The following is a 25406-nucleotide window of genomic DNA, read 5'->3' on the forward strand; positions in this document are numbered from 1 at the left end:
TTTAAGATATAACACACTATTTTTAATTTACTCATCCGATGCCAATATCACTTTACAATAAATTTTCCATTTATCTTTTTATCATTAACACACATGTGGACAACATACATTCCTTGTGTTAAACCTGTAGTAGGAATACGATCCGTATTGTAAAGATTGGCCTTTAATACTCCCGAAGTATTGTACACATCGGCCTTGGCAACAATGCCAAAACTGATGTTCACAGACTCACCTGCTTCCACTACAGTAGGAAGTAAGTAAGTCTTATCAACGAAAATATCCGATTGGAGACCTGTAGACTTCTTTATCACTACTTCTTCTTTCAATAGCAATTCATCTGCAGAAAAGCCTACGCTTATATCATAACTACCTTCGTCTACAACGAAAGAAACTTGATCCACATCATAGTAAGAAAAAGCATCCTCCGATAAAGAGAATTCTACTTTCTGCGATTCACCCGGTTTCAAGTATACCTTTTTGAAAGCCTTTAACTCCTTCAAAGGACGTTCTACCTTACTCTCCCCTTTTTTACCTACATATAATTGCACCACTTGTGCGCCGGCAACATCCCCTGTATTTTTTAGTTCACATATTACTTTCAAAATAGCATCGGCACCTATTGCAGGCTCTACAGTCATCTGTGACAGATTAAATGTCGTATAGGAGAGCCCATACCCAAAAGGATATTGTACCGTTTTTCCGGATTTATCATACCCGCGATACCCCATAAATATACCCTCGGTAAACTCTACATGTTTGTCATTATCCGAATCATAATAGCTATTATAAGTCGGATTATCAGCCCAGCGCTTTTCAAATGTCACAGGTAATTTTCCTGACGGATTTATGTCACCGAATAAAATCTCTCCCAAAGCCGTTCCACCTTCCTGCCCAGGATACCATGCCCATAACAACCCATCCAAATGCCGTATCCAAGATTGCATTTCCACATTACCACCGGCAGTAACCACACCGACAATAGGAGTGGTAGTCTTCGATATGACTTTCGTGATCAACTCTTTTTGTTTAGAAGGTAAAGCAAAAGTACGATCCCCGCCTTCTGCTTCACTGCCAGAGTCATGTCCAAAACATGCAATTACCACGTCTACATCATTCAAACTTGCTTGAAAGTAATCATCTGCGCCCACTTTCGTCCAATAAAAATCAATAATAGCGGCACCCGTCCCCTGATAATATTCTATTTTGACTGCATAGGTTTTGCCTGCAGACAACCTCATCTCGTAAGTCTTATATCTTTCTTGACCGGGATTCCAATCATCAATAACCTTTTTATCATCAATATATAACCGAAAACCATCATCACCACCAAGATGGAAAACATATTCTCCGTCTTCCATTGGTCGCAATTCTGCTGTCCAACGTACACTATAATTAGAAGTACCAATTCCCTCGACTCCCGTACCGTTCTGGAAATTAAAGTTTATATTGGCATCCACTTTCGTAGCAATCGGAGCACCTGACAAATCAGTATTATTGAAGTACTCTCCGTTAAAACCGTGTTCATCAGAACCGGATGCCACATATACATCATCATCCAAATGATCATATTCATCTATATATTTCACCTCAACACCTTTCTGTGCACCGACTGCTTTAATACCTTCATAAAAACTCACGTAATGGATAGGTGTAACTCGCCCGCTACCACCTCCGGTGAGATAACGCAAAGCATTCTGACCGACAACGGCTACCTTTTTTATTTTATCTGCTTTTAAGGGCAAAAGGTTCTCTTCGTTTTTTAAAAGGACCATACCTTCACGGGCCACATCCAAAGCTGTCTTTACAGAAGCCGGATTATCTTCGGGAATACTGGAATCCAGTTGTTCATTATCCATAAATCCGAATTTTATCATCGTTTGAAGTATATGTTGTACTTTTTCATCAATCACATTCATATCCAAATCACCCCGGTTGATGAAATAGCGCAAACTGTCAGGATTCATTTTCTCACCACCTGCCATTTCCAGATCCAATCCGCCCTGAGCAGCAGGTAAGCAATAATGAGTAGATCCCCAATCGGACATCAGAATACCGTCAAATCCCCATTGATCACGCAATACGGTACGAAGCAACCAAGGGTGATGCGTAGTCCACGTACCGTTCAAAAGATTATAACTACTCATCACACTTCCTACTTTGGCTTCCTGCACCGCAGCTTTAAAAGCAGGAAAATATATTTCATTTAATGTCCGCTCATCAATATCCGAACTTATATAGTTCCGGTCATATTCTTGAAAGTTAGCCGTAAAATGTTTGATAACAGCCATTACCCCATTTGCCTGTAGCCCATTGATATATCCTACTGCCGTACGGGAGGTCAGGTACGGATCTTCACCCATATATTCAAAATTACGTCCACACATAGGAGCACGATGAATATTAACTGCCGGTCCCAACAATATATTCACCCCTCGTGAACGGCAATCAAGCGCCAAAGCCTCTCCATATGAATGCGCCAAATCCTCATTCCAAGTAGATGCCAAACAAATACCACAAGGATAAGCCGTCGAATTTCCCCAAGTACCTACTCCTTGAGGGCCATCAGACATCTTCATTTGAGGAATGCCCAGACGGGGAATAGCTTTCGTATACATCCAGTCAACACCACCTACATACGATAATTTTTCACCTTTTGTCATCAAACGGACTAATTCGGAAGCACGCTCCCGCGGATCTGTAGAAGGTGTTGACGGTACTTCCGGAGCTACAGCAGGACCACCCGTCGGTTCACCGAAAACCTGTAAATTAGCCAATTGCACCCGGTCACCGGCATGTACGCTCGAAACTTCCAACAGAAAAGCAGTGAACTCCTTTTCCGAATCTATCTGAAATTTCATAGTGGTGTATCGCCCAGGAAAATTAAAATCTCTCCGTTCATCTAATTCAATCCATCCTTCTTCTGGATTATAACCACTTAAACTCCATAATTTAGGATCACGCTCAGAAGCATCATTGGCAGACGTCACCGTATAAGAATTAAAACGATAAGCTTTATCCAACACACACTGCACGTAAAAACTCGTACCCAATGCACAATATTTTGTTGTCAATTGTTTATCAAACAATTGCATAATCCCTTCATTTGTCCCCCCTTCCGGATAACCGGAAATCTGCTTTTCCAAATTCAGCCCTTCTGTCACATCTGCAGGGAAATAAGGTTTCTTACCCGCTGTATCAAAAGCGTAACCAAACAATTGCCATTCAGCAATCCGTATGTTATCAGTTCCGGTAGCTGTAAGTCGATAATAACGCGCACTATAGGTGCTGCTTGTTACAACACGGTTGTATGTAAACAGTGCCATATCTCCCATCCCTATCATCCGAGTAGAGGCAGGCCTAAACTGTCTCCATGTCTGACCGTCCTTTGAATATTCTACTTTCCATTTAGTTACGTCCACCCCTCTACCAGCATAGAGCAGCATACCCGTAAGTACCTTATCTTCTTTACAATCTACCGTTATTGTTGTTTCAGTAATTCCCGATACTTCATAAAAAGTATTTTCATTATTATCTGTCAGAAAAGCCAAAGTAGCATTTGAATGCTCTGCCATAATCTCAGCCTCATCCGTAAAATCATACGGAAAAGCAACTGTAACTTTACGAGGCTTCTCTATTTTCACAGAGGTAGCATGAATTTCAAATTTATCAATATTGGGGCCATTTTCAAATTCGGTACCCATTTTTATGACATTAGTACCGGCATCCAAATAGATATATGCAGAAGAAACCGATGTAGGAGGTGCATTCCAATCTGGAGAGTCGCTTGTACGTAAAACGATTCGTTCATAATCATTTACTTTAATATAAAAAGGACGAGCTGTACCTGTAGTAAATGCTTTTAACTCATACGTCCCGGCTTGGTCCACTTCTATATTCTCATACAAATAATAGGAATCGGAATTTATATGAAAATCATGAACATACTTATTTCCGGAAAAACCGGAAACTTGTTCAACTTTTAGCTCACCAAATAATTTTGCATCTTCGGCCTCCAAGATAATAGGAAGTTGTGCCGCCTGGGTTGCAATCCCCCAAAACAACACCGATAAAAGAGGAATTCTCTGTAATAATGTATTCATAATATTACAATATTAAATAAAAGATCCGGACGGATGGCCACATCCACCCGGATCTAATAAAAGTATCAAATATGTAAGTTAGTTAGTCCGTCACAATTACCTTGGTTCTATTTACAAGGTACAGACCGGGAGCGATTCCTGTTATCGAATTACGTCCTTCATTCAGCATAACAGAACGTACCAGACGGCCGTCAATAGCATAAATATTTATTTGAACCGCTTGTGAAGCAATCATTTCGATACCACCACTTATAGAATAAACAGCAATATTTTCTAAAGTTTTTTCGGTAACCATACCTACCGGGTCATCTTTAGTCCTAAACACAGGATAACCCTCACTTTCTGCTATTTTCCAAATTTTGTCAAAATCCCATCCAAGCGTTTCTTTATAGAATTCTAAAGATTTAGCATCGGCATCATCGAAAAGATCCGTCCCATTACGGTCATCCGTACTTTCCCAACCACCACCGACTGAAACTGTAGTACCAATAGAATAATTGTTAATAAAATGAGCCATCGATGCTCTATTTCCCCAATTTCCAATGCGGAAACGATGCCCGCCTGCAATAGAGGTTGCCAAATTCAAGCAATTCTGAATTGTAATCTCACCGTCACGGTCTATTAATCCGAGTATAGCACCTACATGACCGAACTGGCTCGTAATAGTTCCATCAAAATAACAGTTGCTAATAGTCGCACCACCATCAAAGGAAGCAGCAGAGATACCACCGGCCTGATGAGTCCTTGCTTTAATTGTACATTGAGCTGCGTAACAGTTTTCGATTATCACACCAGCCGAAACACGGGCAGCAATTGCCGAAACACGGTCTCCTCCTTCAATGTTACTGTTGCTGACATAGCAGCGTTCTATCTTTCCTCCATCTGCAATACCCACCAATGCACCTGTATTATCACCACCGACAATAGCAACACCGGTCATACCGAGATTCTTAATCACAGCACCGTCCATTCTTTTGAATAATCCCATCGTTCCGACATTCGAATCATTAAAATTCCACCCTTTTATTATATAGCCGTTACCGTCAAATGTACCTGTAAACGGATTCTCTTCAGAACATAAACCATTAAAAGTAGTATTTGCCAAATCAATGTCATTTGTCAATACATAATCACGGGTAGGGAAATTATCGATAGTCAACAAATCGTCCGCTGTCGTTATTTCAACAACTCCCTCCGCAGGAATCACTTTACAAATATAGGTTACCGGAGTAATTTCAAACCGATCGTCAATCCCTTTCACTGTTTCCATTGCTACAACAGATGAGCCGATAGCAACAGGAGTCAACGTTTGTTCTTCAATAGTAACAACTTTCGTATTATCCGACAATAATGACAGTGTGAGACCATTCGTTGAAATAAACTGTGGTAAGACATAACTATCCATTGAGAGATATAATCTTTCTGTAATCTGAGCCGGCTGAACTTCTATCCCGACATAAAGCCCTGTCTGAATTTTACTCTCTCTCTAACTGCCATTTCAAAACAGGATAAGACTCACCATCCAATGGAATAATCCACGTGCTTTCCATATCCCATTTTAATGTCTCGGCATAGAAAGAAGCAGTTCGAGCCTGTTGCAAGGAAATGTCAGCTCCATCCTGCCCGATTACATCTTCACTGATAATCGTAACAGCTTCTACCACATTCTTACCAATGCGGGTAGAAAGCAAAGAATAACTATTCTCCACTTTTATTCCTCCATCTCCTACAACCCGTTTGGGAGAATCGGCACCTAATATATAAGAAGCCAGATTCACACTGTTCTTCACAGAATTACCGGTTTCATCTCCACCATTTTTCAAACCTACAATACCGCCTGTCCTATTCCAGTTGCCCACAACGACACCGGAAAAATAACTTTTATCAATAGTAGCGTTGTTTATAGATCCAACCAAACCACCAGCCTGCCAGCCTGTAGTTTGTACATATGCTGTTGAATAACAATTGCTCATTAAAGCTCCGGAATTCAACTGACCAACTAACGCTCCAACATGATCTTTGCCAACAATACGGCTATTACCGACATAACATCCATCAATATTACCACCATTCATTTCGCCGATAAAACTACCGATGTGCTTGTTTTCTTTAGTACCGATCACAGAATTTTCAATACCCAAATTTTTTATCTCAGCACCGATAGTCGACAGGAATAAGCCTAATTTCCCTTCTCCGGCACGTTGAATATTCAGATTCTTTATAATATGTCCGTCACCATCCAGTTTTCCTGAGAAGTTTTCAATACCATTAAATGAAACATTTGCAAAGTCCAGATCGGCTGCCAATTTGAAACTGCCATCTGTTGCAGCAGTTATTCTTGAAATAAAATCTTCTGCCGTAGCAACCGGTATGATGTCCGGTATAATGGAAATACTAATCTCCGCAGCTTTAAAACCAGACACAGAAACAGATACGGTAACAGTTTCCAGATCGGTTATCTCAACGTCTTCTGTTACAGATATAATACTTCCATCCAGCTTCACTTTACTATTTGCACATGAATATGATAAAATACCTCCATGTCCGGAAGCATAATATTGGCTCAGATCGATGCTACTTCCCTTTCTTAAAGACAAAACTGGTATAGACTGACTCAAATAAATCAGAGAAGTAGTCGTTTCAGCCTCCTTCTGCCATGCCAAAACCGGATAAAGTCCGTCTATCCATTTCCAAGAACCATCATCAAAATTCCACTTCAAGTCTTCCGAATAAAATACTTCTTGTTTAACCCTCTCAGCAGTAACATCAATTCCTTTCTGGGCATCATTACCATTTGGTGCAGGCAACGTATTCAAAGCATAATTATTATTCAATACAGATTTACCGTCACGTGTACTGGCTATACGATAAATCTGATCACATTGCAACTGAGCGGCCAAATTGACACAATTTTCAATTGTAAGTACGTCATCACTATCCTGTAACCCCAAAATTCCTCCAATACGCTGATTTACAACTTCTACCCGTCCGGAAAAATAAGAATTCCGAATACTTCCGGCCCCTGCAGCAGATGTACCGACAAGACCACCGGCCTGGAACTCGCGAGAATAAACATTGGCAGCTGCATAACAATTATTAATCTGGCTACCCACTCCTTCATTACCTTCCATCTGTCCGATCAAAGCACCGACATGATCACGACCTGATATACTGCTATTAGCAACATAACAATTCTCGATAACTGCACCATGGCTCTGTCCAGCCAAAGCACCAATATTACTATTACCTAAAATAGAAGCTCTTTCGATACCTAAATTCTTGATAGTAGCGCCCCTAAGGTGCCTGAACAGGCCAAGTTCTCCGGAATCACTCTTATCGATAGTCAATCCGTAAATAATATGTCCTTGTCCATCTAATGTACCGTAATAGCTATCTAATACACATTCGTCCAACACCACTCCGGTAAGATCAATATCAGCAGTCAACACATAATTAATATCCGGATCCATTTTCAATAAATCACGAACATCCGAAATTTCATCAACCAATACTTCACTTCCCGGTTCTTTAGCTACTATCTGCAAAGCATTGATATAATAAAATTTATTTTTATGATTGTTATTTTCACCAGGACTGACAGTCAGCCTGATTTCTCCGTTTGCAGTAGGACGTACGCCTTTAATAGTAACGGTTTCCGTTCCGTTTCCGGCAGTGTTCAGATAACCGATTCGGGTATTCTCCCCTGTTAATGTGTAGGTAGTTTCCCGATTATCGGTAGCTCCTTTACGAGAACCGAAAATACAGAAATCATACACAAGATTTTTATTTAAATGAAAAAATATAAATCCACCGGTAGGCTGCTGAGGCTTGTTTTCAAAATTCCCTTCGGCGTATCCCCACCAGCAACTTTTGGCTACATCTGCAGGCATATCAAGCACGGTAGTCGTTTGTTGGACCCCTTCTCCATTAGTTCCGTTAAATTCATCGTCCAATATCGTTACGATCTGGGTATCGTTTCCATCCATATCTTTTAAACCGAAAACAGATTTACTGGAAGAAGAAATATTATTCCACAATGCAGATTCGCTGACTGATCCAAAATTCACATTAACCGGTTTTACAGGCACCACTGTATTATCGCCCTCATAACCTATATTCTCTAATGATGTCACCTTATCAGGTGATTCTACAGCCGCATGAGCAGCCTGTTGAGCAACCATAGCCACAACATCGTTTACAGCCGAGGGCTTATAAGTTTTCCCCACAGCACTCTGTCCGGTTATAATTTCAAGCCATGTACAGGCCGCAGTATAACGTCCCATCCCGTAATCAAGATGATATCCGTCACGATTGAAGTTATCCCCTATAAAACTTGTACGACCATTCTGAATAGCCGTACCGGAAGGAACTATAAAACTAATTTCACTATGATTCTTTTTTGCCTGATTTACAGCATCCACGATTGCCTGGTACATCGTCTGCTGATTATTACCATAGTTAGCAAACCCACCATGAGTAGAATTCTTTGCATAAGCCCATGTCTGATGTAATCCGAATTTCACATTATTATTAGTAACAATCCCTTTCACATAATCCAGTAAATTGCCTAAATAAGGTTCATACGTTTCTGGTCTTCCCGAATCTTGACTTACTTGTTGAAAGGTTATATAATCCCATGGTTCATCTTTCACACACGCTTCGAGGGTTCTATTGGTATTATTCGTTTTTTTTCCATCAACTACCTTCCGATACTCAAAAGCCGCATCATTATTAACAACCACATTCCAATGGGATTCTAACCCTTGGCCACCCCGATAAGCATTCCCGATAATCAAGTTATCACCACCTTCAAGAGCCAGTTCATATAGATACTGTTCGATAGCGTCCTCCGAAAAGCTATTACCAATAGCTAAAATACGTATATCTTTCCCCTGACCGGGTAAAGATAAAACTAACATAATAAAAAAAAGAGTAATTTTCTCATTTTCCGATTCGATTTAATTAATAAATAGGATTAACAAATATTTATCTACATAGCATAACTTTATAGGTAGCCATCCGAGGAATGTTCTCTGTTTCCACCCCGACCAGATACACTCCATCAGTATAATTCATCCCAATCGTAAGCTTGCCTTCCGATTGATAGTCAGCCAATATGTAACCACCCACATTCATCACTTTTATTACCGCTTTACCCGGAGTACATACGGCAATCTCACCATTGGAAATAGCCGGATAAACAGAAATTCCGGGAATATCAGTCACCGGAATAATGCTAACTTCACCGAATTTTTCTAACTTCAGAAGTGCACCGTCCGATTTATCAGAATAAATATATGAACCTTCCGTATGGTTATCAAAATTGAAATATTTAGATATTTGCCACATTCCACGCATTTTAAATGTACAATCATCCTGTGTCTCCAACTGTATCCACCCGTCTTTATTATCGGTTACCATACCAATACCACACCTCCAACCGCCTTCACCTTTATTCATATATTTACTACCAACTCGAAGATTATAAAAAGAAGTAAAACCGTCTACTTTAGAAAAAGTGAACACGAAAGTTTCATTGTTGCGATCTAAAGGATTAATACAGAATTCTCCTTCATAATTACTGCCAATATCGTGTTTCCACTGTAAGTACAATCCGGAAGCAATATCCTTTATATAATATTTTTGGTCTGAAAGTAAATTATCACAGGCTTCTCCTATCGGAGTAACAATAGCAGACGCTTCAATTCCCAGCTCGGCAACAGCAGTCCACGCCTTATTATTTATTTCGGATTTAGCTATCAATTTAAAATAACGTGCAGATGGATTAGAAATGATCTTTACATGCTGAGGATCGGGCGTATCGGAAAATAGCCCTGTAGCAGATGGAGATCCCCATACAACCGGACTATTACTAAAATAAATTTCATATTCTTTTATACGGCCGTTAGAACCGTCCTTCCTTCCCTGATAGACGAACTCATCCACTCGGTAAGTCTGTCCCATATCTACCACAATCTCATGAGGATGTGCCGGCTCACTGTTCCCATATTGGGTATGCCAGATCGTAGATTCATCACCGTCAATCGCATTCTCAACTTTTTCACTTCCTCCTTGCTGGCTGGAACAACCAACGATTTTCCACAAGGACTTATCAACAAAAAGATTAATATCCATAGAAGTCAACATACTCTCAAAATATCCAACCCGATTGCAATAAGCTCTGATTGTTCCACCCTGAGCCATATTTACTGGTTCTTTGTACTGTTGGAATTCCGTATCATCTACACTATAATAAATAGTGGCACCTTCGGTTGTTGTTGACAAAACAACATTTCCTTTAGTATCTTTCTCTATTTTTACAGGAGAACAAACCGGACTCGAGATTCTGCCCTGCTCCGAGAGCCGGTCATTACTACTCTTCTCGGTTATAGGAGAAATTATAAAATTGAAAATAGTATTCTCGGCTTTCAATTCATACATTTCTCTCACATCCGGTCCACAACTGGCATTTCCCAGTGCACGATTCCGGGCATCCAGACAAACGACGGTATTCTTTCTGAAACTCATCTGATAAGGATGTTTCACTCGATTGTCACGATTGACATACATATCGCTTGCACGCCAGTGAGCTACTGAAACAGACATCTTCTCCGGAGCGATAAACAAGGCACCCGTACCGGCAGTATCCGTAATACCCATCCAGCGAACCTCCTCCTTATTGCCCATCTCCTGTGGTAAAACATAGCCGGTCCATTGTTCGGCAACAGTACTGTTGTATACACCTTCAAAGCAAGCTTCCTTACGGTCCGCATAACTATCCCATGGACCACGTCCAAACCATGTAAAGTTTTCAAAACCTTCAGGCATCTCCAATACATAACCGATTTTGGGGAGAATGACATTTTTTATAGCCGGGTCGATCACCGAGCTGACGAAAATAGTACCGTCATCCATTACTTTAAAGGAAAACTGGGTCGTAAAAGAATAAGGGAGTGTAGCAGTATACACATTTGTAACGCTCAAATCAACCAAATTTTTGGACACAGACTCTTTCACATCCCATGTGCCGGCCTTCACCTTCAAATTTCTCAAACCCATATTATCCCAATCTGCAGAATGGGTCTTATCATTATCAGTAGGTACGCGAAATACATTCAATTTCAGAGGCTCACAAATGATTGACTTACCATTCAAAACATAACTTTCCAAGGTACCTTCAGTTACGGAAAAGATTGCTTTAAAACAGGAACCCGTCACCGTTATGGCCTTCGCTGTCCGTTCTACGGTCAGATTTCCTTTCTCTGGCACACGGTAAGGAGATTTCCGGGCATTTCTTAATTGAATCTGTTCGGAAGCAACCTCATAGCCCGCTTCTGCCCACCAAGTAGCTGATTTTTGAGTGGCACTGAAACGGATAAAATAGTCGGCATCCTCCCTTATATCCACGGGAAGAGCATCGATAACCACTTCCATCGTTCCACCGGCAGGAATGGCCATATCACCGATTGTTCCCGTTTTAATCACTTTGCCATCTTCCAAGACCGAATAAGCAATATTCAAATAATCGATAAAGCTAAAAGCCAACTTATTTTTCAAGACAAAAGTCTTATTGTCTTCCTTTAATGAGAAGTCAACAGGCTGATAAATCTTCTTCGTATTATATGATTTCGCAGAAATCGAATAATCTGAAAAAACAACCCCGTTTGTGCAGAAATTACCGTCATTCGGTTTGTCACCAAAATCTCCACCATAGGCCCAATAGCTTTCCCCAATTTTACCCGGAACATCCATTTTCAAACCCTGATCTTTCCAGTCCCAGATAAACTCACCTGTCAAGGCCGGATAATGCTCATACAAATCAAACAAATCACGGACATTGCCCATAGAATTTCCCATAGCGTGACTACTTTCACACTGAATATGCGGCCGGGGAGTCTGACCACTCTTATATTGATTCTCCCGCTCTACACCTATATTCTTTATATGGTCATAATCGGCATACATCGTACTGGTTACATCACTCCACTGACTATTACCCTCGTAATGAGTCAAACGAGTATTATCCAAGCTCTTAATCGCCTTTTCCACAGATTCGAAATTTGTACCGTTTCCGGATTCATTGCCATAGGACCACATAAAAATAGAGACATGATTCCGTAACCATTTCACATGGTTCTCGGAACGTTCGACCATCGGTTTCTTAAACTGTTCCACATGGGAAAGACCCATATTACCATGGCACTCCACATTGGCCTCCGCCAATACATAAATTCCATATTTATCGCACAACTCATAAAAATATGGATTATTAGGATAATGGGAAGTGCGGACTGCATTGATATTCAGCCTCTTCATCAGACGAATATCATTTTCCATTTCTTCCCTGGAGACCGTACGACCATTGATCTCGCTATGGTCATGCCGGTTCACACCATGAAATACCATCCGCTGCCCGTTGATCAATAAAGCACCGTCTTTACGGATACCGACTTCGCGGAATCCCACTTTACCGCCACGGATATCGACTGTCTTGGTGCCGTCCTTCAACGTCAAAACCAAATCGTACAAATAAGGAGTCTCGGCATTCCACTTTTTCGGGTTGGTTACATCCATATATAATACATACTTGTGGATTGAAGAAACCGGCTTGATCATCTCCGCCACAATCTGGCCCTTATCCATAATTCTGACGTCCAACTTTCCTTGAGACAATTCAGGACCGCTCAAATCTATTTCAACACGTGCCCTTGCATCCATATATGTATCATCCAAATCCGTTGTGAAAAAATAATCGCGAATCTGAGTCTTAGGTGCTGACCATAGGAAGACATCGCGGTGGATACCTGTGAAACGCCAATAGTCCTGACATTCCAAAAAAGAGCCACTGGTAAAACGATATACTTGTGCAGCAATCACATTTTTCCCTGACTGAAGATAAGGGGTGATATCAAATTCAGAAGGAAGATAAGAGTCTTCCGAATAACCCACATACTGGCCGTTAACCCACAAATAATATCCATGTCCGACACCATTGAAACGAACATAGACAGTCCTCTCACTCCAACCGGAAGGTAAAACAAACTCACGGCGATAGCTACCCACAGGATTCTTCATAAGGTTGTTATAAGTCCAATCAGAAGGACGGTCGGACATCACACTATAAGTTACAGGATCGTAAGTAAAAGGATAACCAGTATTGACATAGAGAGGTTTGTCCCAAGGCTTATTATGACGAATCCCGTACATCTGCCACACAGAAGGAACCTCTATGTCATCCCAACCACTTACATCATAGGAAGGAACGTAAAAATCAATAGGTTTTTGGGAAGGATCCGGAACCCATTTAAACTTCCAGACTCCGTTCAATGACAGGAAATAGGGAGACGCTTCCATTAAATTATTCTCTATGTCCGATTCACTGCCATAAGGAATAGAAAGCGTATGCGCTACTTCCCTGTTTACTTGGGTCACGGTCACATCGTCCCACTCTTTACCTGTTTGAGCCATAAGGGGAAGAGAAAATAAAAGCATTACTCCCATCACCATACCCATAAAATGTTTTTTCATGATATTTGATTTACAACTATGATTAACATAATAGAATGCCGTAATTTTATTTTATAAATTTCCGGGAAATAGTCCGGTTAGAGAGTTGTATCCGTACAATGTACATACCCCCATTCAGATTTGCCATCGGGATATAAGACACACCTGATTGTATTTTCTCATCATGTATTAACATTCCGGTAAGATCACAGACTTGCACTTGTGCGGTTTCGGGCACATCTATATATAATCTATTATTTATTACGCGAATATCTACAAAAGCCTCAATAGCTGTTTCGGATTCAATGCCCACGCTCAAATCTACAAACAATTGCCACTCAGACAACTGCAGCATACCCTCTCCATGATTCTCTGTCACTCGCAAACGAAAATCAGAATAGGACTGTCCTTCTTGGTTGCAAGTGTAGTATTGAGTAATCTGACGATCGCTGAACGACTGGTTCGAACGAGAATCGATAGTCACCCAGTCCACCCCATCATTTGAAGCTTCTAAAACCCAACTTCTCGGATCACGTCCTTCATTATCATTTCCGGAAGTCAAACTATACATATTCACTTTTACAGGCTCTGGTACTTCACAACAAATCCACGCAGACAGAGAAGAGAACGGACCACAATATTTGGAATCCACATCTTTATCAATCAACTTATCAGCTGTCTCTTCTGGGTTTTCACTCTCATATTGAGGCGTTATCGTAGCTACCGAAGTTAAATCGTCAGCAAGAATTCCATTACCATACAATTCAAATTCGGCTATTTTAGCCTCATTACCTTCACCGGAGACAGTCTCAATCGTCAAACGAAAACATTGCCCGGAAACCACACGAGGACAAGAGACATAAACACGTTCATTCCTTTTCGTAAATGCCACTTCCCCTCTGAATGCTCTCTTGAACCGAGCATCTCCTTCATTTTTGTATTCAACTTTAATCATGACGGGATCTTTATCCGGTTCATCAGCAGATACGATTGAAAAACTTTTCAATTTAACTTCTATAGACGATTTATATTCGATCCACGGTGCAACATCACCACCAAACGTATAAAACGTATTCCCATCATTATCCGTCAGTCTTTTCAATGTCTCCGAGTTGATGGCCTCATTCAATGAAGAAGTCAGTTCGCCACCATTTGCAGTAATGTCATTATAAAAGGTCTGAGACACATATCTCCCCGTCAACTGCCATTCAGCTAAACGGGTATCAGATGCCCCATTATTTTCTGTGACATGTAGCTTGAAATAAGTATATTCAGAATCTATTGTAGAAGGAGAGGTGGTGAACGAATATGTATAAGTAGCCCCTCTATAAGGGAACAACTGTCCGGTTCTCTGATCCATTTTGATCCATGTGTTACCATCTTTAGAAGCATATAGAATCCATGACTTAGGGTCACTCTCCGGAGTATCTGCAGTAGTGATACTATAAAATAAAGGAGTATAGGCAGCTTCTGCCTCATATTCGACCCAGAAATCTGAAGTGTTTGTCCGATATGTAGAAATCACATCCTTATCAATCAGTTTCTCAATGCCATCGGAATACTGTGCAGAAATCATACCCCCATCTGTAGTAATACAATTATCAGCTAAAGCCGTACCAAACAGTTGCCATTCTGCCAATTGAAAACGATCACCATTACCTTGCCTATCTGAAACAAATAAACGGAAATACGTATAAGCCTCCACTACAGAAGTATCATATTGTTTTTTCTGATAGCGTGTCTCAAACGTCTGATTATTTTGAGTATCCACATCAATCCACCTTTTCCCATCCTCGGAAGCTTGCAATTTCCAAGATTTGGGGTCTCCTTCTTGTGTTCCTTCTGCTGCTACCAACAGATACCCCTTCAGAACCACCGGATAAGGCGACTGATACTGAATCCAAGCATCTCCGGAAACTGTACCGACAAGTGCAGTAGTTACTTGATTATCAATTACAGCACCAACACCCGGTAACTTGGTACTAACTTCTACTGAGGTGGTAAGCGTACCTCCATTATCAGTAATATCTTGCGAAGTATATCCTTCTTGCTTAAATTGGAAATTATCGAGCTGCAATTTAGCTGCACCCGTTCCTCTGGTATATTTCAAATAAATATTACGCATCCCATCCAAAGGCTTCAACAATTCCAACGCAACAGTCTGCCACTCCTGCTCATTAGGTAAGGTAACCGTACCCAACAATTCGCCATCCGGACTATCCAAATAAACTTCGATTTTACTATTCGGTCTTTGAGGTAAAACCCTAAATTCAAGGCTCTTGGCATAATAAGGTCCGAAATCAACATTATGATATCCCGTATACGCAGCCGCAGCCATATTATCCCCTCCCATTACCGGAGAATCGACACCATCTACCGACAACGTATAAATGCCTTTCAAATAATCAAAATTCTCTGCTTCTATTCCTCTAAAAGCATCTTTGCGAACTGTTTTATCACCTATATATGAGTTGAAAGCAGCAGAAACAGCTGTAGAAGGACCGAATGGATCTTTATTATAATTGGTAAAAGGAACATAGGTCGTATACTCTTCCACAGTCTTTGTCAGCCAAGCTGTACAGGATACTCCGTCAGAGTTTCGGTTGTTATATGCCTGAAAAGCATTTATCGCCATCCATTCTGCACAATCCGGTTGATACAGATCAACCATGAAACGACGTACATAGCGCATAAGAATTCCTTTGAATCCTGGTAAATCACCGACTAATTTTCCCTGATCATCAACAACTCCCTGACAAACTTTTATAACACCAAATTCATTACACATCTGTTCACGGGTATACTTCATTATCATTTGGGCATCCTCTTTATACTGTTCGTCTCCATAATGATTATACAGCATAACGGCAGTCCCTAGAAAAGTACCTTGATTATACGTTGATGCCCAAGTATTATAATTTGAAGGTACTCCTTTCTGCCAAGTAAAACTATCATACACCTGTCCTGTAGAGGGTTTATATAAATATTCACGTTGTGCAGCATATGTTTTCCGTGCCTTTTCATAATAGCTCTCATCTCCTGTAGCTATTGCCAAATAACAAGCAGCAACTCCAGCCGGACCGTTTATGCAAGAGTTGGTTCCATAAGGATTCTCACTTGCATTCCAAATAAGCATATCATGCGGAAGTACGGCTGCCCGTTCGTACATCATATCAAAATTAGATTTTGCCACATCTAAATAACTTTGTTTCCCGGTCATTAAATATCCTCGTACACTGGCTATAACAATCCAGGCAATATCATCATTAAAGTCGTTGGACTCCCAATTATTCCCCTGACGCGCAATAAAATCAGCATGTAGCTTATCGAACATTGTTTTATATTGAATATCTCCTGTAACTTCATAAGCGTCCAAAACCACCTCAAACATCTCGGCATCTCCCCAAAAACCACCTTCACCCAAGCGCCCCTGACTGTCATTATAGTAGTTTTTTTTCCATCCTTCCATCATTGCATCCCGGGTTGCTTCTGTCAAATAATTCGGCTGTGCTTCTACCACTTCAAGTTTCCACATCTGACGTTCAGCCAATGTCCCACTTTTCTTGGTACTCAATCGCACACTTTCTCCATCTGAATCCACATCAGCAACTTCCAAAAAAAGCCCAGACTGAGTTATATAATATAAATCAGCCTGATTTTTAACTGGCACAATCTCCCAAGTAGCAGCCGACTCCCCAGAAATCATTTGACAAATCTGCGCTCCGGAAATAACATTTCCTCTACAAGCAAGGTATTGACCAGTATATGCATTCATCCATTGATAACCTTTCCCTTCTCCGGACACAAGTACCCATCGCTGAGCATTCACATTCGTTTCCGTCCAACTGACTACATCCGAATTATTGGCCAGAGAACCATCTTTTACAGATAAGACTTTTTCTCCCAAAGAAAGCCTATATGTTTGCCCGGAAATTAAATCCGTGGCGAACATATATCCTGTGATCAGAAGAAAAGAAGCTGATAATAGAATCTTCTTCATAACATTAATTATTTTTCATTTGACAGTGAATAGGGATAATCGGCTTTATTGATCCCACGTTTTTTATTAGGTTTATCCCCCATACGAAACTGGATGTCGGCACCATTGAGCAGCGAAGAATGAACCAAGAAATTTTTACTGTAATTTTTACCATTATATTTGACTTCTTGTACAAAACGACTTTTATCACTATTCTCCGGAGCAGAAATTTGAATTTTCTTTCCATTCTCCAAATGGATAACCGCCTTTTTAAACAAAGGTGCACCTAAAACATATTGATCCGATCCCGGACAAACAGAATAGAACCCTAAAGCAGAAAAAACATACCATGCCGATGTCTGACCATTGTCTTCATCACCGCAATATCCATCAGGAGCCGGTGTATACAAACGAGTCAGTACCTCTCTGATCCAATATTGAGTTTTCCACGGCTCGCCAGCATAATTATATAAATAAATCATGTGCTGAATAGGTTGATTACCATGTGCGTATTGTCCCATATCAATCACTTGCATTTCGCGCATCTCATGTACAAGACTTCCACGTGTATCTGAATTAGCACCGAATGTAGGTGGCATAATAAATACGGAATCAAGCATATTCACAAATGCCTTCTCTCCTCCCATCAAATCAATTAGTCCTTGAACATCATGAAATACAGACCATGAATAATGCCAACTATTACCTTCTGTAAAAGCATCCCACCACTTCACCGGCTCAAAATTGGGCTGAAAATGACCATTAGCCTCACGACCACTCATTAAATTAAAAGGTTTATTAAACAAATTCTTGTAATTTAAGCTGCGTTTTTTATATACTTCCAACTCCTCCGAAGGGCGATTCAATTTTTTCCCCATCTGATAAATACACCAGTCATTATAAGCATATTCCAATGTACGGGCAGCACTCTGATTGATATGGTAAGGAACATACCCCAATTCATTGTATTCCTTATACCCTAAACGTCCTGAGGATTTTACCGATGGATGTGAGTGGTTAGCTCCATACAATAAACCTTCATACATTTTTTCCGGTTCTTTCTTTATTATATTTTTCATACAGGCATCTGCTACTACTGATGCAGAATTATTGCCGACCATACAATCCCGATGTCCCGGACTGGCCCATTCGGGGAAAAAACCGCTTTCCAAATAAGAATTTAGAAAACCTTCCTGCATTTGTGCTCCTACAGAAGGATAAACAAGATTGATAAATGGAAGTAAACAACGAAATGTATCCCAAAAACCAGTATCAGTAAACATATACCCAGGAAGAATTTTTCCATTATGCGGACTATAGTGCACTACATTCCCTTTTGCGTCAATTTCATGAAACATGCGAGGAAACAACACTGAACGGTACAAACATGAATAGAATGTACATAAACGATCTTCATTATCTGATTCTATTTCTACTTTACTTAATACCTCATTCCAGCGTTTCTTCCCTTTTGCTTGCAACTGCTCGAATGAAAGGTTTCCTAACTCTTGCAGATTTAATTCGGCTTGATCAAAACTAATAAATGAGGAAGCCACACGTACCTTTACCGTTTCTCCATTTTTTGTGGCAAATCCAATAATCGCACCGGCATGGTTTTCTTTTACCTCTAATTCATTTTTACGAATCTCATTACCTCCCACTACCGCCTTATAAGAAAAAGGCTTGTCAAAAACGATAACAAAATAATTCCTAAAGTTATCAGGAACACCACCGCTATTTCTCGTTGTATATCCGATGATCTTATTCTCTGCCGGTATTACTTTTACATACGATCCATTATCAAACGCATCGATCACAACATATGAGCTTTCACTCTCAGGGAAAGTAAACCGGAACATGGCAGCTCGTTCTGTCGGTACAATTTCGGTCACAACATCATAATCGGACAAATATGCACGGTAGTAATAAGGTTTGGAAATCTCTGATTTATGATTGAACCAGCTTGCCCTTGCATCTTGATCAAAAACAGGCTTCCCAGTAATCGGCATCAAAGAAAATTGTCCATAATCATTAATCCATGGGCTCGGTTGGTGTGTCTGCTTAAATCCACGAATTTTGTCGGACGAATACGTATACGTCCATCCTTCTCCCATCCTTCCTGTTTGAGGAGTCCAAAAATTCATCCCCCAAGGCATAGCAATAGCCGGATAGGTATTTCCATTTGACAATTCAAATTTGGAATCAGTACCTACTAAAGGGTTGACGTACTCCACCGGCTGCTTTCTCAAAGCTGCCGACACTGAATAAAAAATACCCAAAAACAATATAATTACAATATACCTCTTCTTCATTTCTTAACTTAAACTATGTATTTTAAAACAAGAAGAGAATGTGCTGTAAATCCAGCACCATGTGCTATCAAGCCACAAGAAACAAATTGATTTTACAACACACTCTCCAAGTGAAAAACTAAACGATCAATATTTTAGATAAAAGAATCCAACACAATACTTAATTGAAAGAACATTCGATTACATTTCAGTTTCCCATCCGGTATTCTGTACAATCCGAGCATTTCTATTAATCTCCGTTTGAGGAATAGGAAAGAGGCTCATACGTTTTGAATAAACACGTGTTTCCCAAACCTTACGTTTATAGAAAAGTAATGGATCTTTTGCATCGTCTGAGGCCATATCTACAGTAACATCAAATCCGACCATGTCACCTCCTTCACCACCATTATGCCATGACGGATAAATCCAGCCATCACCGGTTGCCATATCGGCTACCCCCCAACGACGTACGTCAAAATAATGATGATTTTCATAGGACAACTCAAGAAGACGTTCACGATAAATCACTTTTTTCACAAATTCCTTATCATATGAATCCAAGGTAATTCGTTCAAACCCACGTTTATCTGTCGGAGTTAAGTCTTCAGCCAACAAACCTTTATATTCCGGGATACCGGCTCTCAAACGAATCTTATTCACATAGTTTATAGCCGTACCTATATCATCCAATTCACAACACGCTTCGGCATAATTCAAATAAATCTCAGAAAGACGGATATAAACATAATAATTCACTCCTGAAACATTTGTCCTTTTTTTACGTACCAATACACCAGACCTTGGATAATCATGTCCATTCTTCGCCTGTCCGGAGTTTCCATTTAAAGAGAAATCCGTATAATAAACCAGCTTATCATCTAAATCCCATCTACGATTCTGGAATGTAAATGCAGCATAAAAACGAGGTTCACGATTATAGAACTGCTTCATGATTTTATGTTTTGAATCCGGTCTGAAATAAACAACCTTAGAAAACGGATTCTGATGAACTGTCTGACTCGTCATTTTAGCAGCAGCACCCGCTGCCGTTAAATCATCATCTGTGTAAGTAAAATACTCAGGATCTTTTTCTATACTGAGCCCGTTTTCCGTAAAAAACAAATCTATCATCTGCAAAGGTGCAGCCAAAGCTCCACCGCCAGATTGAGCATTCGTTATTCCACTGTGCTTAGGGGTCATTGTATAATAAATGTTCCACTCGCCTCCTGTCCTAAAAAAAATCATTTCCGTATTCTCCGTCCGCCCCAATGAAGCTTGAGTTACAGATGTATATGGACATGAAGAAGCTACGTCTGACGTCGCCGCCCCTTTTTTGTCCAAATACAATAATTGAAAACCTGGATTGTTTTTCATAAAATTCTCAGCAGCGGTCTTAGCTTTTTCCCATTTTTCTCTACTATAAGTTTGTGGAAAAAGATGCTTTCCATCAACATTTGTCAAATTCTTATAGTAAGAATCGCCATTAAACAATGGACTGGCGGCATACAATAAAAGCTCCGAACGGATTGCTTCTACCGCTTCTTTGGTAATATTACCAGCAAATTGCGGATTCATAGCCCCATCTTCCCCAAAGTGGGACTTTAACCTACCTTCAGATAGAATTGCGTCGAACTCACCTACCATATAATCTACACATTCATCTACCGAACTACGTTCACGCATCATCGCCTCCACATCTCCTTCAACATCAAATACTTCATCTCCAATAATGACAAACGGACCATATAGCTTAAACAAATTATAGTAATAAATGCTACGTAAAGCACGTGCCTCAGCTTTAGACCACAAGCGTTCGTATTCTTCCATTGCCGTACAACGATCAATATTGGCCATATAAATATTTGCTTTTTGAATACCTTTATAATAAGATTTCCACATATTCTCCACATAGCCGGTAGAAGGGTATAAAGTACCTAAATTAATATGATTAGAATTACATTGATCCCATGGTAACTTTGCTTCCAAGCAAGCAGGTGTCCAAATTCCTTTTGTTTCGTCATCACCGCCCGTATAATTCTGACTAGTTTCATCCGGCAAATAAGAGTATGTGTTGGAAAGCCACTGTAATGCCAGTCCTCGATTCGAAAAAACAGCATCCAAAGAAACCACATTGGAAGGAACACTGTCAAAATAGCTTTCACAAGATGTGCATACCATCATTGACAGCGCAGCCATAAATATACTTTTTACAATTTTCTTCATAATCTAAATAAAAAAATAATTAAAATATACATTTCTCTTAAAGGTTAATAGCTACACCTATCGTATACGAAGAAACATTAGGATAAGAAATACCATTATTCGTATTCAACTCAGGATCCCACAACTTAAATTTACTGAAAGTAAGAACATTAGATCCCATTATATAGAACCGACCACCACTTAAGAAACTTTTCTTTGTCCACGCTTTAGGAAAATAATAAGAAACGGTAAATTGTTTTAAGCGTAAGAAACTCATATCTTTCTGCCACCATGTACTTGTCTGAAAGTTATTTATATTTGAAGGATCAGCAGAAGACCATGCCAATCGTGGATAAAATACATTGTCATTAGAAGGATCGTCTTTACTCCAACGATCGGTGATATTAGCATACAAGGTTCCACCTCCGGTAGAACTGGTAAATGGACGTATACCAGACCCTTCCATTACCCGATCAGCTCCGGCAGTTCCCTGAAATAAAATACCAACACCAATATTTTTATAACGAAAATCACCACCAAATCCATAATAATATTTAGGAACATCTCCACGGCCAATTTTGCACATATCATATTCATCAATATGACCGTCACCATTCAAGTCCTTATACTTAATGTCACCTGGTTTAACCAATTGGCCCGGATAAGTTTCTCCAAATTGGGTGATGTTTCTTTCCTTAATTTCTTCCTCGCTTTCATACAATCCTTCAGCTATATATCCAAATCTCGCAAGTACATTAGTACCTCTTTTCTCCAACCATGGATAAGCTGGAGCAGGCTCTGCATTTTCAATAATTTCATCTTCATTCATTGTAAAGTTTCCACGAAGAGAAACCGTCCAGTCTTTACCAAATTGATGATTATATTCAAATGAAGCTTCAAATCCTTTATTCTCCACTATACCAACATTACCGGAAGCACTTACGGCAAAACCGGCATAGAGCGGCAAATTATTACGCGATACAAAAATCTTATCACGGTGCTCTTTAAACAGATCAAAAACAAAAGCTAAGTCATTATTCAAGAAGTTGATTTCAATACCTAAATCCTGTTTCAAAATAGTACACCAACGAGCTTGGTAACCATATTTATTAATGCCAATACCACCTTGTGCCCAAGAATTACTATATCCATTTTTACTTGTTATTTCAGTTTCAAAACCAAAACGGGTATCGCCTAAACTATCACTACCGACCAATCCATGTGAATAACGAAATTTCAAGAAAGAAATATACGGAGCAACAGATGCCCAGAATTTCTCATTTGAAGGTACCCAACCAACAGCCATAGCAGGGAAAACTCCAAAACGATGTCCAGGAGAGAAGTTTTCAGAACCGGTATATCCAACGTTACCCTCTATAAAATAGCGATCATTATATGAATAAGTGACACGGGAAGAAAGACTCATTTGTTTATAAGGTAATGAATTTATCAAATTATCTCCATTTGCATCGCGATAGTCCCGCATATTAAATAACAAAAGTCCGCTTACATTATGTACACCGCCAAATAATCTCTTATAATTTAAAGCGGCCTCTGCATAAAATGTACGATAAACTTGTTTGTCTCTTTCAAAATTAACAGTTGAATTACCTTTATACTCTTCTTGCAAAATTAAATTACCTGCTTCATCAAAGAGATTACCGTCATCTACCCAAACATCACCATTTTTTCTTCCAGCTGGCTTCCAGGTACTGTCATCAACCTTATAATTTAATTGCTGATTCGCCCGAACGTCGAATGCAATCAGTGCGTGAGCCGTAAAACCCTTACTCCAATCCCAGAAATCAAGATCCTGTGTTACTTTCAGATTAGAATTAATCTGTGTCTTATATTCTGTTTTGTAACCTCTGCGGGTTAATGTCACATAGGGACTATCAAATTCACGTTGATACTGACTAAAACCTGGATTACTCCCATCTGGATACTCTACCGGATAAATTACCGGATTAATCATCATCGCTTTCGAGAAAATATCATTTAAATCAACGGCAGGATAATTCCCACTTGAAAACCAACCATTCACGCCAACATCCATTGTTGTTTTTTTAGTAGCTTTTAAATTGATATTAGTTAAAAAGTTGTAACGGTTATAAGAAATTTCTGTACTGTATGGCTGTTTAGGATCCGTTTTTGTCAAACCGGATTCATCATAATAAGAAAGTGAAATATAATAAGAAGCATTAGGAGCTCCACCACGAACATTCAAGTTTGCACGACGATTACGTCCGAAATTCTTATAAAGTTCTTTCATCCAATCGACATTCGGATAAAGATATTTATTAACAGTACGATCATTGCTTGTATTAGGAATCAAACCATTTGCCATTTTAGTATTTTCAATATACTGTTGTGAATAATAAGGAGCACCATATGTATTATTATAGGCTTCATTTACTGCATCCATATATTCATAACCGTCTACCAAATCCGGAATGCGTGTCAAACGAGTAAAACCTTCATAATAATCAACTGAAAATTTAGGCTCACTTACTATTCCTGGTTTAGTCGTAATAAGAATAACACCATTACCACCACGTACTCCATAAACAGCTGTAGAAGCCGCATCTTTCAAAACTGTAACCGATTCAATATCTTCCGGATCCAACTGTTTGAAATCACGTTCAATGCCATCCACTAATATCAATGGCCCTTTATTTGTATTCGTCATGGAAGAGATACCACGAATCCAAATATCGGAATCATCCTGACCAGGAACACCCGTACGTTGTACAGCAACCAAACCAGAAATACGACCGGCTAAAATAGAACTCATATTTGCTACTGGTGCCTTAATATGTTCCATTTTTAAAGTCGATTGAGCACCTACAACTGAGACTTTACGCATGGTACCGTAGCCAACAACTTGCACCTCGTCCAACGTTGTTACATCATCTTGCAAAGTAATATCGAGTACCGTTCCATTTACTTTTTTTTCCTGAGTTTGATAACCAATATAACTGACCACCAATATCGGATCTTTTGTTGTTAGTGTAAGATTATATGTACCATTCATATCTGTGATAGTTCCATTAGAGGTACCCTTTTCCTGAATGGTTACGCCAATCATTAGTTCACCTGTTGTATCCGTCACACGCCCGGTTACTTTTACAGGATTTGCCGCCTGCACCATCAGTGAGACAGTTAATAAGAAAAGGCACATAATTCCTCTTCCTAATGCAATAAATCCATTTGAATTCATAAGTTTTTTACTAAATCTATTTGAAGTTTATTTTTCCTAAATGAGATCAATTTATCTTATTATTGAAAACTGAGAAGTACTAACAATCTATACAAAAGAGGAGT

8 protein-coding genes are annotated in these 25406 nt (G+C 39.7%); all 8 read right to left on the reverse strand.

What is annotated here, in order from left to right; all coding sequences use genetic code 11:
- Positions 1–47: 47 nt before the first annotated feature.
- Positions 48–4100: a glycoside hydrolase family 3 C-terminal domain-containing protein gene (locus RB604_RS01285; protein WP_055295345.1), complete on the reverse strand. Its 4053-nt coding sequence runs from the start codon at positions 4098–4100 to the stop codon at positions 48–50.
- An 82-nt stretch (positions 4101–4182) separates the two neighbouring features.
- The gene (locus RB604_RS01290) at positions 4183–5505 is read right to left on the reverse strand and encodes a M26 family metallopeptidase (protein WP_229103627.1); all 1323 of its coding nucleotides are present in this window, start codon (positions 5503–5505) and stop codon (positions 4183–4185) included.
- A gap of 70 nt (positions 5506–5575) precedes the next feature.
- Positions 5576–9019 carry a DUF4886 domain-containing protein gene (locus tag RB604_RS01295; RefSeq protein WP_259327178.1) on the reverse strand — a complete coding sequence of 1148 codons (3444 nt, stop codon included), beginning with the start codon at positions 9017–9019 and terminating at the stop codon, positions 5576–5578.
- 67 nt (positions 9020–9086) lie between these two features.
- Positions 9087–13628 carry a glycoside hydrolase family 2 TIM barrel-domain containing protein gene (locus RB604_RS01300; protein ID WP_244881821.1) on the reverse strand — a complete coding sequence of 1514 codons (4542 nt, stop codon included), beginning with the start codon at positions 13626–13628 and terminating at the stop codon, positions 9087–9089.
- 46 nt (positions 13629–13674) lie between these two features.
- A complete protein-coding gene (locus tag RB604_RS01305; RefSeq protein ID WP_055295351.1) occupies positions 13675–17607 on the reverse strand; it encodes a glycoside hydrolase family 76 protein in 3933 nt (1310 codons plus the stop codon).
- A gap of 8 nt (positions 17608–17615) precedes the next feature.
- Positions 17616–19898, reverse strand: a complete 2283-nt coding sequence (locus tag RB604_RS01310) for a GH92 family glycosyl hydrolase (RefSeq protein WP_005934203.1) — start codon at positions 19896–19898, stop codon at positions 17616–17618.
- A gap of 180 nt (positions 19899–20078) precedes the next feature.
- Entirely contained in the window at positions 20079–22076 is a 1998-nt protein-coding gene (locus tag RB604_RS01315) for a RagB/SusD family nutrient uptake outer membrane protein (protein ID WP_005934205.1), read from the reverse strand.
- A gap of 64 nt (positions 22077–22140) precedes the next feature.
- Complete coding sequence (locus tag RB604_RS01320) at positions 22141–25302, reverse strand: SusC/RagA family TonB-linked outer membrane protein (RefSeq protein WP_005934208.1); 3162 nt, start codon at positions 25300–25302, stop codon at positions 22141–22143.
- Between the last annotated feature and the right edge of the window lie 104 nt (positions 25303–25406).

Source organism: Bacteroides salyersiae (assembly GCF_031172035.1).
In the GTDB taxonomy this organism is placed as follows: Bacteria; Bacteroidota; Bacteroidia; order Bacteroidales; family Bacteroidaceae; genus Bacteroides; species Bacteroides salyersiae.

Bases quoted from the DNA above. Each gene is read 5' to 3' on its own strand.
- RB604_RS01290 (WP_229103627.1), bottom strand. From the start codon at position 5,505: ATGGATAGTTATGTCTTACCACAGTTTATTTCAACGAATGGTCTCACA.
- RB604_RS01320 (WP_005934208.1), bottom strand. From the start codon at position 25,302: ATGAATTCAAATGGATTTATTGCATTAGGAAGAGGAATTATGTGCCTT.
- RB604_RS01310 (WP_005934203.1), bottom strand. From the start codon at position 19,898: ATGAAGAAGAGGTATATTGTAATTATATTGTTTTTGGGTATTTTTTAT.
- RB604_RS01295 (WP_259327178.1), bottom strand. From the start codon at position 9,019: ATGTTAGTTTTATCTTTACCCGGTCAGGGGAAAGATATACGTATTTTA.
- RB604_RS01305 (WP_055295351.1), bottom strand. From the start codon at position 17,607: ATGAAGAAGATTCTATTATCAGCTTCTTTTCTTCTGATCACAGGATAT.
- RB604_RS01285 (WP_055295345.1), bottom strand. From the start codon at position 4,100: ATGAATACATTATTACAGAGAATTCCTCTTTTATCGGTGTTGTTTTGG.
- RB604_RS01300 (WP_244881821.1), bottom strand. From the start codon at position 13,628: ATGAAAAAACATTTTATGGGTATGGTGATGGGAGTAATGCTTTTATTT.
- RB604_RS01315 (WP_005934205.1), bottom strand. From the start codon at position 22,076: ATGGCTGCGCTGTCAATGATGGTATGCACATCTTGTGAAAGCTATTTT.